We start from the raw sequence: 14,824 nt of genomic DNA, 5'->3' as shown, positions 1-14,824 counted from the left end.
CTCAGGCACGCCCATAGAGGCCGGTGGGTTTGAACAGCAACACCCCCGCCATCAGGATGTAAATCGACATGGACGCCAATGAGGAACCGACCGCCGTGGCCGCCGACGCCTCCATGAAAGTGCCAAAGAGTTCGGGCAATAACACCCCTCCGAGCGTATCCGTCAGCCCCACCAGCAACGCGCCCACCAGCGCGCCCTTGATCGAGCCGATGCCGCCGATCACGATCACCACGAAGGCGAGGATCAGCACCGGTTCACCCATGCCGACCTGCACCGATTGGATCGCACCCACCAGCGCGCCCGCCAGCCCGGCCAGCCCCGCGCCAAGCGCAAAGACGATGGTGTAGAGTTTGGAGATATCCACGCCAAGCGCTGCAATCATTTCCCGGTCACTTTCCCCGGCACGGATTTGAATGCCGATGCGGGTGCGCGCGATCAGCTGGAACAGGCCAAAGGCGATCAACAGCCCGATGGCGATGATCAGCAAACGGTAGGCGGGATATTGGATGCCACCGGGCAGCATCACCGGCCCCGCAAAAGCCGTCGGAATATCCAGAAACAGCGGGAAGGAACCGAACAGCCAGCGCGTACCTTCGGAGAAGATCAGGATCAGCGCGAAGGTCGCCAGCACCTGATCCAGATGATCGCGCGCGTAAAGCCGCCGGATCACCAGCAGTTCCACCAGCGCCCCCGCTGCCGCCGCCGCGACCAGACTGGCGATCAAGGCCAACACAAAAGACCCCGTCACCCCCGCCACCGCAGCAGCAGCAAAGGCCCCGACCATATAGAGCGAACCATGCGCGAGGTTGATCAGCCCCATGACGCCAAAAATAAGCGTCAACCCAGCGGCCATGAGGAACAGCATGACGCCGAACTGCAAGCCGTTCAGGATCTGTTCGATGAGCAGGATGGTGGACATGAAAGCTCCGCGCGCGCACCCCGGCGCGTTCGTGTCGGAAGGGATGCTGCCCCGGAAAAGGGGCAGCGCTCAGATCAATACGAACATTCGCCCGCATAGGCGTCACCGTGATCGGTCAGGCTGGTGGCGATGATCTTATTGGTGAAGACATCGCCATCCTTGATCACTTCGCGCACGTAATAATCCTGGATCGGGTGCTGGTTGGGACCGAATTTGAAATCCCCGCGTACCGATTCGAAATCCGCCTCCGCCAGTGCCGCGCGGAAGGCATCGGCATCCGCAACATCGGCCTTGGCCATGGCGCTCAGCAGCAGGTTCGCCGTGTCATAGCCCTGGCTTGCATAAAGCGAGGGCAGACGCCCGTATTCCGCCTGGAACCCTTCGACAAAGGCCTTATTGGCGGCATTATCGATGTCCTTGTTCCACTGGCTGGTGTTCTTGATGCCCAGAGCCGCGTCGCCCACGGCCTGCAAAATCCCCTGATCAAAACTAAACGCGGGACCGACCACCGGCAAATCCACGCCCGAGCCTGCGTATTGTTTCAGGAATGAAATCCCCATGCCGCCGGGCAGAAAGAAAAACACGCTATCGGCCCCGGAGGCCCGGATTTGCGCGATTTCGGCGGCGTAATCGGTCTGGCCCAGCTTGGTGTAGATCTCACCGGCCAACGCCCCGCCATAAGTGCGTTTATACCCGGTGAGCGCGTCCTGTCCGGCAGGATAATTCGGCGCGAGAATGAAGGAATTGCTGTATCCGATCTCGCGCGCATAGGCCCCGGCGGCCTCATGCAGATTGTCATTCTGCCAGGCGACGTTGAAATACAGTGGATGGCACCCCTTGCCCGCCAGCGCCGACGGTCCGGCATTGGGCGAGAGGTAAAATTTACCCTGCGCGGTGGCGGCTGGCACCACGGCCATCGCCAGATTGGACCAGATGATGCCGGTCATCACATCGACCTTCTCGGATTGGATCATCTTATCGGCCAGCTGCACGGCGATCTCGGGTTTGCGCTGATCGTCCTCAATCACCACCTCCAGATTGTCATTTCCGGCCATCTTCGTGGCCAGCATGAAGCCGTCGCGCACATCAATGCCAAGGCCCGCACCGCCGCCCGACAAGGTCGTGATCATGCCGACCTTCACCTTGCCGCCATGCCCATCCGCGAAACCCGCGCTTGCCAATGCCGCCAATGCCGCAGCCAAAACCAGTGATCTCATCTTCATCTCGTATCTCCCATGTTGTTCAAGGCACTTTCGGCCTCTTTCTTGTGCCGGGGTTTTTGCCCGGATTATATTTATGTGACCCGCCCCCGCATGCGGTACTTTGGATCATCCCACAGCTTTTCGTCCATTACTTTGACCAGCCGGTCAACCGCAATGCGGACATCATGCGCGTCGATATACAGCGGCGTGAACCCAAAACGCATGATATCAGGGGCGCGGAAATCACCGATCACATCCTGCGCGATCAAGGCCTGCATCGCCGCATAGCCGTGCTCAAAACGGAACGACACCTGACTACCCCGGACATTCGGATCGCGCGGACTGACCAGGTCCAACGCTGGAATCCGCGCCTCGACCTCCTCGATGAACTGTTCCTGCAAGGCAATCGAGGCCGCGCGCAAAGCGTCCATATCCACGTCGTCCCAAAGCCGCAAAGCCGCCTCCAGCGCGCTCATCTGCATTACCGGTGGCGTGCCAACGCGCATGCGCTCGATCCCCCCGCCGGGCGCGTAATGCAGCGCAAAATCAAACGGCGCGCTATGACCCAGCCAGCCGCTGAGCGCGGGTTCAACCGTATCCGCCAAATCCGGGCGCACATAGATAAACGCAGGCGCACCCGGTCCCCCATTGAGGTATTTATACGTGCAGCCCACCGCCATTTCCGCGTTTGAGCCGGCCAGATCAACCGGCACCGCCCCGGCAGAATGCGCCAGATCCCAAAGCATCACCGCGCCCTGTGCGTGGGCCTGCGCCGTGATCGCCGCCATGTCGTGCATGCGCCCGGTGCGGTAATCCACCTGCGTCAGCATCACCACGGCGACCTCTTGCGTGATCGCCCCTGCGACCTCCTCAGGCGCCACCGTACGCAGCTCATAACCCTGATCCAGCGTGTTGATCAGCCCTTCGACCATATACAAATCCGTCGGGAAATTCCCAGTATCAGACAGGATCACACGGCGCTCGGGCCGCATCTTCAGCCCCGCCGCGACGCCCTGATAGACCTTGATCGAGAGCGTATCGCCCATCACCACCGATCCGCCGGGCGCACCGATCAGACGGCCCACAAGGTCGCCGACCCGCGTGGGCTGCTCCATCCACCCGGCGGCATTCCAGCCCTTGATCAGCAAAGCGCCCCATTCATCCGTCAACATCCCCGACAGGTGATCCGGCACAACCTTCGGCATCGGCCCCAGCGAATTGCCATCCAGATACACCATCCCTTCGGGCAGCATAAACGCCTCTTTTCGCAATATATTTGTCACCTACAGGGCCCCTCTCACGTGCCAGAGTTCCGGAAATAATTCAACTTCCAGCATTTTGCGCAGATAGCCAACACCCGACGTGCCCCCGGTGCCGCGTTTGAACCCGATAATCCGCTCCACCGTGGTCACATGGTTGAACCGCCATCGCCGGAAATAATCCTCCAGATCCACCAGCTTTTCCGCCAGTTCATATATTTCCCAATGGGGTGCGGGGTCTTCGTAAACCCGTTGCCACAGATCCTGAACATCCGCGCGCGGCTCCCACGCAACCGCTGCCACAGGCCCCGCCAGCCCCGCCACCTCAAAGCGTTCCCCCAGCAAATCAAGGGCGACCTGATAAAGCGAGGGCTGCGCCAACTCGCCGCGCAACGCCGCCGTGGCCGCAGCCTTGTGCTTATGCAGCGCCATCAAACCAGCATTACGATTGCCTAAGATAAACTCGATCAAGCGGTATTGATGCGATTGAAACCCCGATGAATTGCCCAAAGACGGGCGGAATGCGGTATATTCGCTCGGCGTCATGGTGCGCAGCACATCCCAGGCCCCGTTCAACTGTTCGAAAATCCGGGTCACACGCGCCAACATCTTGAACGCGGGCCGCAAATTTCCGCCCTGGATCGCTACGCGCGCCGCTTCCAACTCGTGAATTGCCAGCCGCATCCATAATTCCGACGTCTGGTGTTGCACGATGAACAACATCTCGTCATGTGCATCCGACAAGGGGTGCTGCGCATCCAGAAGCGGATCCAGCCGCAGGTAATCGCCATAGGACATATCAGCGGCGAAATCCATTTTCGCCCCCTCAGACGGCGTATCACTCATGGCCGTTCCCTGAGAGCAAAGCGCTGAATCTTCCCCGTTGCCGTTTTGGGCAAGGCGTCGCGGAACACAACGCTGCGCGGATATTTATAAGGCGCAATCGCCGCCTTCACGTGCTCTTGTAAGGCTTTGATCAAAATATCCCCCCCTATATGTTCATTGTTCAGAACAATATGCGCCTCAACGATCGCACCGCGCCTAGGGTCGGGCGCACCGATGACCGCACATTCGGCCACCGCCGGGTGCGACAACAACGCCGCCTCCACCTCAGGACCGGCGATATTATACCCCGACGATATAATCATATCATCGTTACGCGCGGCAAAATGCAAATACCCATCCGCGTCCATCGAAAAACTGTCGCCCGTGATGTTCCAGCCGTCCTGCACATAAGATGCCTGCCGGGTGTCCGCCAGATACCGGCACCCGGTCGGCCCGCGCACGGCCAAACGCCCCACGGTGCCGCGCGCCACTTCCGCCCCATCCGCATCGATCACCCTGGCCTCATAGCCGCGCACCGGTTTCCCGGTACAGGCCGCCCTGTGATCGTCAAAGCGGTTGGTGACAAAAATATGCAACATCTCCGTCGCGCCGATCCCATCAAGCATCGGCTTACCGGTCTTTTCCTGCCACTCGGCGTACACAGGCGCGGGCAGGGTTTCCCCGGCGGACACGGCGGCGCGCAGGCTGCTCAGATCCGCGCCCTCCTCCATCGCCGCCAGCATGGCGCGATACGCCGTCGGGGCTGTGAAACAGACCGTGGCGCGGTATTTCTCGATGATCTCGATCATATTGGGCGGAGAGGCCGTTTCCAGCAAGGTCGCCGCCGCGCCAAAACGCAGTGGGAAAATCGCCAAACCCCCAAGTCCGAAGGTAAAGGCCAAGGGGGGCGAGCCGACGAACACATCTTCGGGCACCACGCCGAGCACCTCGCGCGCATAGCCATCCGCGATGATCAACAAATCGCGATGGAAATGCATCGTCGCCTTGGCATCCCCCGTGGTGCCGGAGGTGAAGCCCAGCAGCGCCACATCATCCTGCGCCGTGGCCACGGCCTCGAACTGCACGGGCTTCTCAAGTGCGAGCCGGTCGAGTTCCGCATCATGATTGGAGGTGCCGTCAAAACCAACGACCGATGTCAAAAACCCGCTCGATTTCGCGCAGGCGGTCATCTCATCCATCAGGCGCGTGTCACAGAGCGCGTGGCTGACCTCCGCCTTATCCACGATACCCGCCAATTCGCCTGCGCGCAGCATCGGCATGGTATTGACCACCACCGCCCCCGCCTTGGTCGCCGCCAGCCAGCAGGCCACCATCGCCGGATTATTGGCCGACCGGATCAGCACCCGGTTGCCCGGCTTCACGCCCAGATCATCCACCAGCACATGCGCCAGCCGGTTGGTCCAGTCGCTGAGTTCCTTATAGGTCCTGCGCCGCCCATTCCCGATCAGTGCGGTATGATCGCCAAAGCCGCGCGCAACCATCGCATCGGTCAGTTCGACGGCGGCATTCAACCGGTCAGGATAGTCGAAATTCTCCAGCAATAAATCCGGCCATGTCTCCTCGGGCGGCAGATGATCGCGCGCGAAACTGTCATGATGACCGGAAGGGCGCAGCATCAATTTACGCCCCCCCGACGCGGGGCGGCTGATCGCGCCGCGGTGGGGCTTGCAATCGGGTTCACCCCCGAAACGGCGCGCACATATAAGAAATATTTGAGATTATAAGGGCAAAATCTGGGTATAAACCCCGCCTTCCCTTCACAAATCGAACATATAAAGCGCAAACAGATCGAAATCTGGCGCAAGGCGGATACATCATGCAGGCCCGGTAAACAGGTCCAAACGCGCTCTAACCCCACACAGATCACTCCCTGCCCCAAAAGCCCATTGCCACTTCGCCTTTTGCAAAAGACTAGGGCGGTTTGCAATGTGCTTCAAGCAAAAATATTTTAAGCCTAAAATATAATTACGCCGGGCCTGCGATCAAACTCAGCGGATGCGCAACCCGCTGTCATGGGCGAAAACCATCGCGCGGTGGGGCTCGAAACTGATGTCGACAGTATCCCCCGCCGCGGCGCGATCATCGCCGCGTTCCTCCGCAATGAGGCGCTCACCCGTGCCTGCCACCAGATGCAGATAGGACACCCCACCCAACGCCTCGGAGAGATCCGCATGCAAATCCCCCCGACCCTTATGGACCTCCAGATGCTCAGGGCGCACGCCCAGCGTGACCTTTGTGCCGGGCGCGGGCAAATCCACGCTGAGCGCTACGCTGCGACCCAGGGCGGGAACATCGACACCGCCCTGCCCCACAACACCCTCCAGGAAATTCATCGCAGGCGAACCGATGAAGCCCGCTACGAATTTATTATCCGGGTTGCGGTAAAGCTCCAGCGGCGCGCCAACCTGTTCGATCACGCCCGCGCGCAGCACCACGATCTTATCGGCCAGCGTCATCGCCTCGACCTGATCGTGCGTGACATAGATCATTGTCGCGCCAATTTCCTTGTGCAACCGGGCGATCTCCACGCGCATCTCCACGCGTAATTCTGCGTCCAGATTTGACAGCGGTTCATCAAACAGAAACACTTCGGGACCGCGCACAATCGCCCGCCCAATGGCCACGCGCTGGCGCTGGCCACCCGACAAGGCGGCGGGTTTGCGGTCCAGATAATCCTCCAGCTTCAGCACATCAGAGGCGGCCTTGACCTTCTGGTCGATCTCCGCCTTGGGAAAGCCGTTCATCTTGAGGCCAAACCCCATGTTTTCCTTGACCGTCATATGCGGATAAAGCGCATAGGTCTGAAACACCATCGCCACGCCGCGCTCGGACGGGTCCATCCGCGTCACGTCACGCGCACCAATATGCATGACGCCTTCGGTGGTTTCCTCCAACCCCGCGATCATACGCAACAACGTGGATTTCCCGCACCCCGATGGCCCCACGAAAACGCAGAACTCCCCATCTTCGACCTTGAGGTCGACCCCATGGATCACTTGCACATCGCCATAGCGTTTGATCGCATTACTCAGCGTTACACCGGTCATTTATCTATGTCCCTGTTTGTTGAAGGTGGGAATCGGGGAAGCGCCAGGCCTGTGCCTCTTGGGCAATGGCTTCAGCAGTCCGCGCCAGTCGCGGCACCCAGGTTTCCAGTTGCGTCAGATTGGTTGTTTCAGCCGAGCCGGTGATCGACATCGCCCCCAGCACCCGCCCCCGATCCGTCAGAATGGGGTGAGCGATGCAGATGATGCCCGGCTCATGTTCCTGGCGATCAAAGGCGTATCCGCGTTTGCGAATGGCGCTCAATTCCGCGCTCAGCGCCTCAGGCGTTGTATAGGTATGTTCTGTAAAGCGGTGAAAGCTCTGCTGGGCGATGACCCGCTCCAGATCATCCGGCGCGATAAAGGCCAGCATCGCCTTGCCCACCCCGGTGCAATAGGCTGGACCGATCTTACCTGCGTCACTGAACATCTCGATGGATTGGGCGGCGTTGCGCTTATCCACATAGAGCACCTGCGCATTGTCGAGCTGGGCCAGATGCACGGTCTGTCCGGTCTCGGCACTTAAACGATCAATGAACGGGCGCGCGATCGGGGCCAGCGAGCTTTGTGTCCAGGCCGCATGGGCCAGACGCACCAGGCGCATGCCCAGGCTGTAGGTTTGGCGGTCCGGATCATACGCCAGCATCCCCTGCGAGGTCAGCGTTTGCAAAAACCGATAGAGCGTCGCCTTGGGGAAATCGCTGGCATCCAGCAGGGTGCCAAAGCGCACAGGACGCCCATAACCCGCCACCTGCTCCAGCACATCCAATGCCTTGCCCACGGTTCCGTCGCCGGACATATGCAATCACCTCCCCTACCAAACGGGCCTCGCCTTTCGGAACTTTGCCTTAACATCATGCGGTTAAGATCAGTTCCGCCTCCCCGAGCGCCCGATGTGTTCACCAGTTTCCTCAAGAACACTGTTGACAGTCTATGCAGATTGCAGTGTAGTTTTCAATATATAAAACAAAGTTTCATATAATGGAACCAAACAACGGACCGACAGTCCAGCACATCTCGACACGCACCTTAGGGAGGACACCATGCGTTTCACCACAAAATCAATGGCTCTGGCATTGGCAGGATCGACCATGCTTGCGGGCATGGCACAGGCCGAACTCACGGGCGATCTGAAGATTTTCCTTGATACATCCAACCCCGCGCCGCGTGCGACAATGGAAAAGATGATCGGCGATTTCGGCGCGCTGCACCCCGGTCTCAACATCGAAACCACGGTGATTGACCGCGAAGCTTACAAGACCCAAATCCGCAACTTCCTGACCGCCGATTCGCCCGATGTGGCGACATGGTATGCGGCCAACAGGATGACGCCCTATGTAAACGCCGGGCTGTTTGAGGATGTCTCGGACCTCTGGGCGGAGCCTGAGATTGCCGAAAACCTCTCTTCCACCAAGGGCGCGATGACGATTGATGGCAAACAATGGGGCGTGCCTTATACCTACTACCAGTGGGGCATTTATTATCGCAAGGACATCTACGCCGAACTCGGCCTCAATGAGCCTGCCAATTTCGACGAAATGAAATCCAACTGTCAGGCGATCATCGATTCGGGTCGCGCCTGTTACACCATCGGGTCGAAGTTCCTGTGGACGGCGGGCGGCTGGTTTGACTATCTCAACATGCGCACCAACGGTTTTGATTTCCACATGGAGCTGGCCGCGGGCAACGTCAAATGGACCGATGACCGCGTGCGCGCAACCTTCGCCAACTGGCGCGAATTGATCGACATGGGCGCATTTCTGGAAAACCACCAGAACTATTCCTGGCAAGAAGCTCTGCCCTTCATGGTCAAGGGCGAAGCCGCCGCTTACCTGATGGGTAACTTCGCCGTCGCCCCTCTGCGCGAAGCGGGCCTGAGCGATGACCAGCTGGATTTCTACCAGTTCCCGGCGATCAACCCGGATGTCGCATTGGCCGAAGACGCGCCCACGGATACGTTCCACATCCCGGCCAATGCGTCCAACAAAGAAGCCGCGCGCGAATTCCTGCGCTATGCGGTATCGGCTGATGTTCAGACCGAGATCAACAATGGCGACAACCTCGGCCAGCTGCCGGTGAATGCCTCGGCCTCCGTAGATGACGATAAATTCCTCAACGAGGGGTTTGAAATGCTGTCGGCAAATGCCTCAGGTGGTGTCGCGCAGTTCTTTGACCGCGACTTCCCTGCGGAAATGGCCGCCGAAGCCATGCAGGGTCTTCAGGAATTCATGGTGATTCCTGACAACCTTGATGACATCCTGAACCGCCTCAACAAGGTTCAGGAACGCGTCTACAAATAAATGACGATCCGGCCGGGCGACTTCCAAGCGCCCGGCCGACCCTCCGGCCCATCGCAGAGCGTGACCTCCACGCTGTCCCATGCGCCGACACCCCAAACGCGAAAAATCGAGGAGATGCGCCCATGACAGCCCCGAATCCCGCGCCCGCCACGCGCAGCTGGTACAAGCGCAATGAAATTGCCGTGACACCGTGGCTGTTTCTGGCCCCTGCGATGCTGTTCTTTGCCTTCTATGTGATCTGGCCGATCTATCAGTCGATCATGATCTCCTTTTACGACTGGGACGGCTTGGGGGATGCCACCTTCATCGGCATGGGCAATTATGTCGAACTGATGGATGACGGTGCCTTCGAGGTCTCGCTGTGGAACAACCTCAAATGGCTGCTGTTTTATCTGCTGGCGATCCCAGGTGGCTTGTTCATCGCGCTCTTCCTCAACCAGACCGTGACCGGCATCCGCCTCTATAAATCGCTCTTCTTCTTTCCTTTCGTGATCAGCCAGGTCGTCGTGGGTCTCGTCTTCTCCTGGTTCTACCTGCCCAATGAGGGCCTGTTGAACGGCGTGCTCGGACTTGTGGGTCTCGGCCCCATCAACGTGCTGGGGGATCCGGACCTTGCCACCTATGGCATCATCGCCGCCGGGCTTTGGCCGCAAACCGCCTATTGCATGATCCTCTACCTCACCGGCCTCAACGCCGTGGACCCCGAACAGATTGAGGCCGGGCGTCTGGACAATGCCAAGGGCTGGAAAATGCTGTGGTACATCATCATCCCGCAACTCAAACCCGCGACCTTTATCGCCTTTGTGGTGACGATCATCGGCGCGCTACGCTCCTTTGACCTCATCTCGATCATGACCAATGGCGGCCCCTTCGGGCAAACCCGTGTGCTGTCGTTTTATATGTTCGAAAAGGCGCTCTCGGAATACGGCTTCCGCATGGGATATGGGGCGGCCATCGCCGTGATCCTGTTCCTGATCATGCTCGTCTTCATCGCCTATTTCCTGTGGTCGATGTGGCGTGAGGAAAAAGGCCGGTGAGTGGGATGGGATGTCGTGCATTTGAGTATTTTTGGCCAAAAGAAAGAGTATGCTCATGACACGTTCTGAGTTTGATATGCTGTGTGCGGTTCAGCCCGGCGCGATCTTGTCCGGTCCTGGCGAACTCGATGCATGGAAAATCGGCGGCAAGATGTTCACCTGCTTCGGTCACACCGATACCCGTGCCACCAATGACGATCACACGGTGGTGCGCTGTGCAGACACGGAAATGGCGCGGATGCTGATCGAAACCGGGGCCGCCGGAAAGCCCGCCTATTTTCGCGGCGCCTGGGTCCGGCTGGATCTGGCCTCCCTGAATGTAACGGAGGCCGCCCACCGGATCGCCGTGTCCTACACCACCATCCGGGCGGGCCTGACCAAAAAGGCACAAGCCGCCCTGCCCGCCTGCGAGGAGACCTGATATGTTCCCGACACCCATCGAAAAAACATCCCGCTCCTGGCAGCTGACCTATCAATCCCTGCTCCCGGTTGCCTTGATCATGTGGCTGCTGCCGCTGATCGCGGTGGCGACCTTCTCAATCAAACCGGCGGTGGATTTCACCCAAGGTAACTACTGGGGCATGCCGTCATCCTTCGAGTTGTTCAACAACTACGGCAAGGTCTTCTTTGACTCCGACATGCCGCGCTACATGCTGAATTCCGTGCTGATCACCGTGCCCACCGTCATCGGGGCCGTGACGCTGTCCTGCCTGGCGGGCTTTGCTCTCGGTATCTATAAATTCAAATCCAACATCTGGATTTTCTTCATGTTTGTGGCCGGGAACTTCGTACCCTTCCAGATCCTGATGGTGCCGGTGCGCGACCTCACGCTCGACATGGGGCTTTATAATACCAAGACCGGCCTGGTGCTGTTTCACATCGCCTTTCAGACCGGATTCTGCACGCTGTTTATGCGTAATTTTATCCGCGCACTGCCCTATGAGCTGATCGAGGCGGCCCGTGTGGAGGGCATCGCAGAGTGGAAAATCTTTTGGTACGTCGTGATCCCGCTGATGAAACCGGCAATTGCGGCCTTGTCGGTGTTGATCTTCACCTTCATCTGGAACGATTATTTCTGGGCGGTGGTGTTGACGCAAGGGCCCGAAAGCCAACCTGTGACCGCTGGTATCACGTCGTTTAACGCGCAATTCCGCGCCGCTTATCACCTCATGAGCGCGGGCTCTATTGTCGCGGCGCTGCCGCCCGTCTTGATGTTCTTCCTGATGCAACGTCATTTCATCGCGGGTCTGACCCTTGGAGCCGTAAAGTGACAAAATGCTGGCGGTTGGATGACGCGCGTCAAACTCTGGCGCTCGCCTCCATGGGCGGGCGCTGTCCGCAGGTCATATATTGGGGCGCGCCTTTGCCCGCGGATGAGGATCTTGCCGCCCTTGCCAGCGTCTGTACGTTGGATGTGACCGGCGGGATGCTGGATCAAAACCCGGATCTGTCGCTGTGCCCTGAGGCTGCGCGCAGCTTTCCCGGCCAACCCGGCATGGTCATCCGCGATACGGGTGGCACGCCGCTTTTGCCCAAATTCAAACTGCACACTGTTGATCAAACTGACCGGGGCCTCACCGTCACCTGCATCGATTCGACCAACAATCTGACCTATGTGGCCGAATTTGCGCTGGACCCTGACACCCATGTGATCGCCATGCGTGCTGCGCTCTCTGCGGACCGCCCGCTGCATCTGCACTGGTTGGCCGCGCCTGTGTTGCCCGCGCCGCAACATAGTGATGAAATGATTGATCTCGCCGGGCGCTGGTGTGGTGAATTCCAACTCAACCGCACGCCCTGGTCTGCGGGCATCCGGTATCGTGAAAACCGCACCGGGCGCACGGGGCATGAACATTTCCCCGGCCTGTTGGTGCCTTGTTTTGGCGCGACCAATACCAGCGGCGAGGCCTATGCGCTGCATTACGGCTGGTCGGGCGGGCACCGGATGATCGCCGAGGAACTGCCCGATGGGCGTCGCCAGATCCAGTTCGGCCACGCCGCGCGCATGGAAACCGCGCCCGCCACGCAATTCCGCACAGCGCCGCTTTATGCGGTCTATTCCAGCGACGGGCTGAACGGATGTGCTGTGTCCTTTCAACGTCACCTGCGCGACCGGATTGTGACCTGGACCGACAAAGGCCGCCCGCGCCCGGTGCATTATAACTGCTGGGAAGCGGTCTATTTCAAACATGACCTGCCGGTCCTCAAGGACATCGCCGCGCGTGCCGCGCGCTTGGGCGCGGAGCGTTTTGTGCTGGATGACGGATGGTTCGGGCAGCGCGATGACGACACCTCCTCCTTGAGCGACTGGGAGGTTGATCCGCGCAAATACCCCGACGGACTTGCTCCGCTCATCGACTATGTTCACGGGCAAGGCATGAGTTTCGGTATCTGGTTTGAACCCGAAATGATCAACCCAAATTCCAATATCCACCGCGCCCATCCCGACTGGGCGTTGGGGGCGGAGGATCAAATCTTGGGCCGCCAGCAAAAGGCGCTGAACATGGCCCTGCCGCAAGTGCGCGATTTCCTCTATGACCGGATTGCCGCGCTGCTGGCGAGCCACCCCATCGATTATATCAAATGGGACCACAACCGCGTGCTGCCGATGCCCGATGCGGCGCAGACGCGCGGGTCTTATGCGCTGATCGACCGGCTGCGCGCCGATTTCCCGCATGTGGAGATCGAAAGCTGTGCGTCGGGCGGCGGGCGCATCGACTTTGGCATCCTCGCGCGCACGCAAAGGGTGTGGCTGTCCGACAGCAATGACGCGCTGGAACGGCTCAAGATGCAGCATAACGCAGCACTTTTCCTGCCCGGTGCCGTGACCGGCAGTCACGTGGGTCCGCGGCGCTGTCATACGTCGGGGCGCACGCTCGACATTGAATTCCGTGCTTGGATCGCGGCTGGGCGGCACATGGGCTTTGAGATGGACCCGCGCGAATTGAGCGATCACGAGGCGGCGGTTCTTGCGGATGTCACCGCCTGGTGGAAGGCCAATCGCGACTGGATGTATGGCGCGGACGTCCTGCGGCTGGATGCCTCTGACCGGGCCGTTATCGCCGAGCAGCAGCAGGCCCGCGACGGCAGCCAGTTCGTGGTCTTTGCCGGTAAGGCCGCGACCTCCGGCCAGATCGCGCCGCGCCCTTTGCGCCTGACCCGGCTGGAGCCCGCCGCACGTTATGAGATTTCCCTGCGCAACCGCGCCTCTGCCACGCCATTGTCGCGCGGCACGCTGGCGATCAAGGAGGGTCCGGTGACCTTGACAGGTGCTGCGCTGATGCAAAACGGTCTGACGCTGCCCTGGAGTTTCCCCGAGAGCATCTGGGTGCTGGAAGGCAGGCGGCTGTGAGCCGGTCAACGAAATTATCCACGCGCTGTGCCGCCCGTATACAAGGTGTGCACGGGCGGCACACATCGCAAACGCCACATCCCAAAGGTGCCAAATGAGCCAGAACGCTACTTTCCACGACCTCAAAAACGCCTCGATTTACATCACCGGGGGCGGCTCTGGGATCGGCGCGGACCTCACCGATGGCTTCCTGGCCCAGGGCGCAAATGTCGCCTTTATCGGGCGTTCGGATGCCAGCGATTTCGTCGCTGAAATGAGCGAAAAACACGGGCGTGCACCGCTGTTTCTCCAAGGGGACATCACCGACACGGAAAGGTTGCGCGAGAGCGTTGCGGCGGCTGAGGAAGCGCACGGCCCCATCGACACGCTGGTCTCCAACGCGGCCAATGACCGCCGTCATAACTGGCTGGAACTGACGCCTGAGGAGTGGGATTTTCTGCTCTCTATCAACCTCAAGGCCTATTTCTTTGCCGCCCAGGCCGTCGCCCCCGGCATGATCAAACGGGGATCCGGCTCGATCATCAACTTCTCCTCGATCAGCTACATGATGGGCAACGCGGGCTACCCGGCCTATACGTCGGCGAACGGCGGCATCACCGCCATGACGCGCTCGCTGGCGCGCGAACTTGGCCCCGATGGCATCCGCGTGAACGCGCTGGCACCCGGCTGGGTGCTGACACCGAAACAGCTCGATAAATGGGCAACCCCCGAAGGGCTCGCCGCACATCTTGAGCGCCAATGCCTCAAAACTCACCTCGACCCCCAGGATGTGGTTGACGCCACCCTGTTTCTCGCCTCAAAAACAAGCCGGATGATGACCGGGCAATGCATGGTTGTGGACGGCGGCGTGGTGAGCACGGGATGA

13 protein-coding genes are annotated in these 14,824 nt (G+C 59.8%); 6 read left to right on the top strand and 7 right to left on the bottom strand.

The features are described 5' to 3' along the window. Position 1: 1 nt before the first annotated feature. The 7 genes from ROLI_RS08635 to ROLI_RS08605 form a co-directional block, all read right to left on the bottom strand. On the bottom strand, positions 2-919 hold the full coding sequence (locus tag ROLI_RS08635; protein ID WP_187428801.1) for a branched-chain amino acid ABC transporter permease: 918 nt from the start codon (positions 917-919) through the stop codon (positions 2-4). A 74-nt stretch (positions 920-993) separates the two neighbouring features. After that, positions 994-2,142 carry an ABC transporter substrate-binding protein gene (locus ROLI_RS08630; protein ID WP_187428802.1) on the bottom strand — a complete coding sequence of 383 codons (1,149 nt, stop codon included), beginning with the start codon at positions 2,140-2,142 and terminating at the stop codon, positions 994-996. 71 nt (positions 2,143-2,213) lie between these two features. Continuing rightward, positions 2,214-3,374 (bottom strand): kynureninase, encoded by a 1,161-nt coding sequence (kynU, locus tag ROLI_RS08625; protein WP_187428913.1) that lies wholly within the window; start codon positions 3,372-3,374, stop codon positions 2,214-2,216. 30 nt (positions 3,375-3,404) lie between these two features. Next, the gene (locus tag ROLI_RS08620) at positions 3,405-4,226 is read right to left on the bottom strand and encodes a tryptophan 2,3-dioxygenase (RefSeq protein ID WP_187428803.1); all 822 of its coding nucleotides are present in this window, start codon (positions 4,224-4,226) and stop codon (positions 3,405-3,407) included. Then, positions 4,223-5,842 (bottom strand): AMP-binding protein, encoded by a 1,620-nt coding sequence (locus ROLI_RS08615; protein ID WP_187428804.1) that lies wholly within the window; start codon positions 5,840-5,842, stop codon positions 4,223-4,225. Before ROLI_RS08615 ends, ROLI_RS08620 begins: the two co-directional genes overlap by 4 nt. A gap of 372 nt (positions 5,843-6,214) precedes the next feature. Then, the gene (locus tag ROLI_RS08610; protein ID WP_187428805.1) at positions 6,215-7,273 is read right to left on the bottom strand and encodes an ABC transporter ATP-binding protein; all 1,059 of its coding nucleotides are present in this window, start codon (positions 7,271-7,273) and stop codon (positions 6,215-6,217) included. Positions 7,274-7,277: 4 nt separating this feature from the next. After that, complete coding sequence (locus tag ROLI_RS08605) at positions 7,278-8,069, bottom strand: IclR family transcriptional regulator (RefSeq protein ID WP_187428806.1); 792 nt, start codon at positions 8,067-8,069, stop codon at positions 7,278-7,280. Positions 8,070-8,313: 244 nt separating this feature from the next. Here ROLI_RS08605 and ROLI_RS08600 point away from each other — a divergent pair, with 244 nt between their 5' ends. The 6 genes from ROLI_RS08600 (at position 8,314) to ROLI_RS08575 (ending at position 14,824) form a co-directional block, all read left to right on the top strand. Next, entirely contained in the window at positions 8,314-9,570 is a 1,257-nt protein-coding gene (locus ROLI_RS08600) for an ABC transporter substrate-binding protein (RefSeq protein ID WP_187428807.1), read from the top strand. A 122-nt stretch (positions 9,571-9,692) separates the two neighbouring features. Next, complete coding sequence (locus tag ROLI_RS08595) at positions 9,693-10,607, top strand: carbohydrate ABC transporter permease (RefSeq protein ID WP_187428808.1); 915 nt, start codon at positions 9,693-9,695, stop codon at positions 10,605-10,607. Between the two features lie 55 nt (positions 10,608-10,662). Beyond that, a complete protein-coding gene (locus ROLI_RS08590) occupies positions 10,663-11,028 on the top strand; it encodes an MmcQ/YjbR family DNA-binding protein (RefSeq protein ID WP_187428809.1) in 366 nt (121 codons plus the stop codon). A gap of 1 nt (position 11,029) precedes the next feature. Next, positions 11,030-11,878, top strand: a complete 849-nt coding sequence (locus ROLI_RS08585) for a carbohydrate ABC transporter permease (RefSeq protein WP_187428810.1) — start codon at positions 11,030-11,032, stop codon at positions 11,876-11,878. Next, a complete protein-coding gene (locus ROLI_RS08580) occupies positions 11,875-13,959 on the top strand; it encodes an alpha-galactosidase (RefSeq protein WP_187428811.1) in 2,085 nt (694 codons plus the stop codon). Before ROLI_RS08585 ends, ROLI_RS08580 begins: the two co-directional genes overlap by 4 nt. 94 nt (positions 13,960-14,053) lie before the next feature. Further along, positions 14,054-14,824 carry an SDR family NAD(P)-dependent oxidoreductase gene (locus ROLI_RS08575; RefSeq protein WP_187428812.1) on the top strand — a complete coding sequence of 257 codons (771 nt, stop codon included), beginning with the start codon at positions 14,054-14,056 and terminating at the stop codon, positions 14,822-14,824.

Origin of the sequence: Roseobacter fucihabitans, assembly GCF_014337925.2 — a bacterium.
GTDB lineage: Bacteria > Pseudomonadota > Alphaproteobacteria > Rhodobacterales > Rhodobacteraceae > Roseobacter > Roseobacter fucihabitans.
Note: the sequence above shows the minus strand (reverse complement) of the source record. Positions and strands in the feature narration are given on the sequence as shown.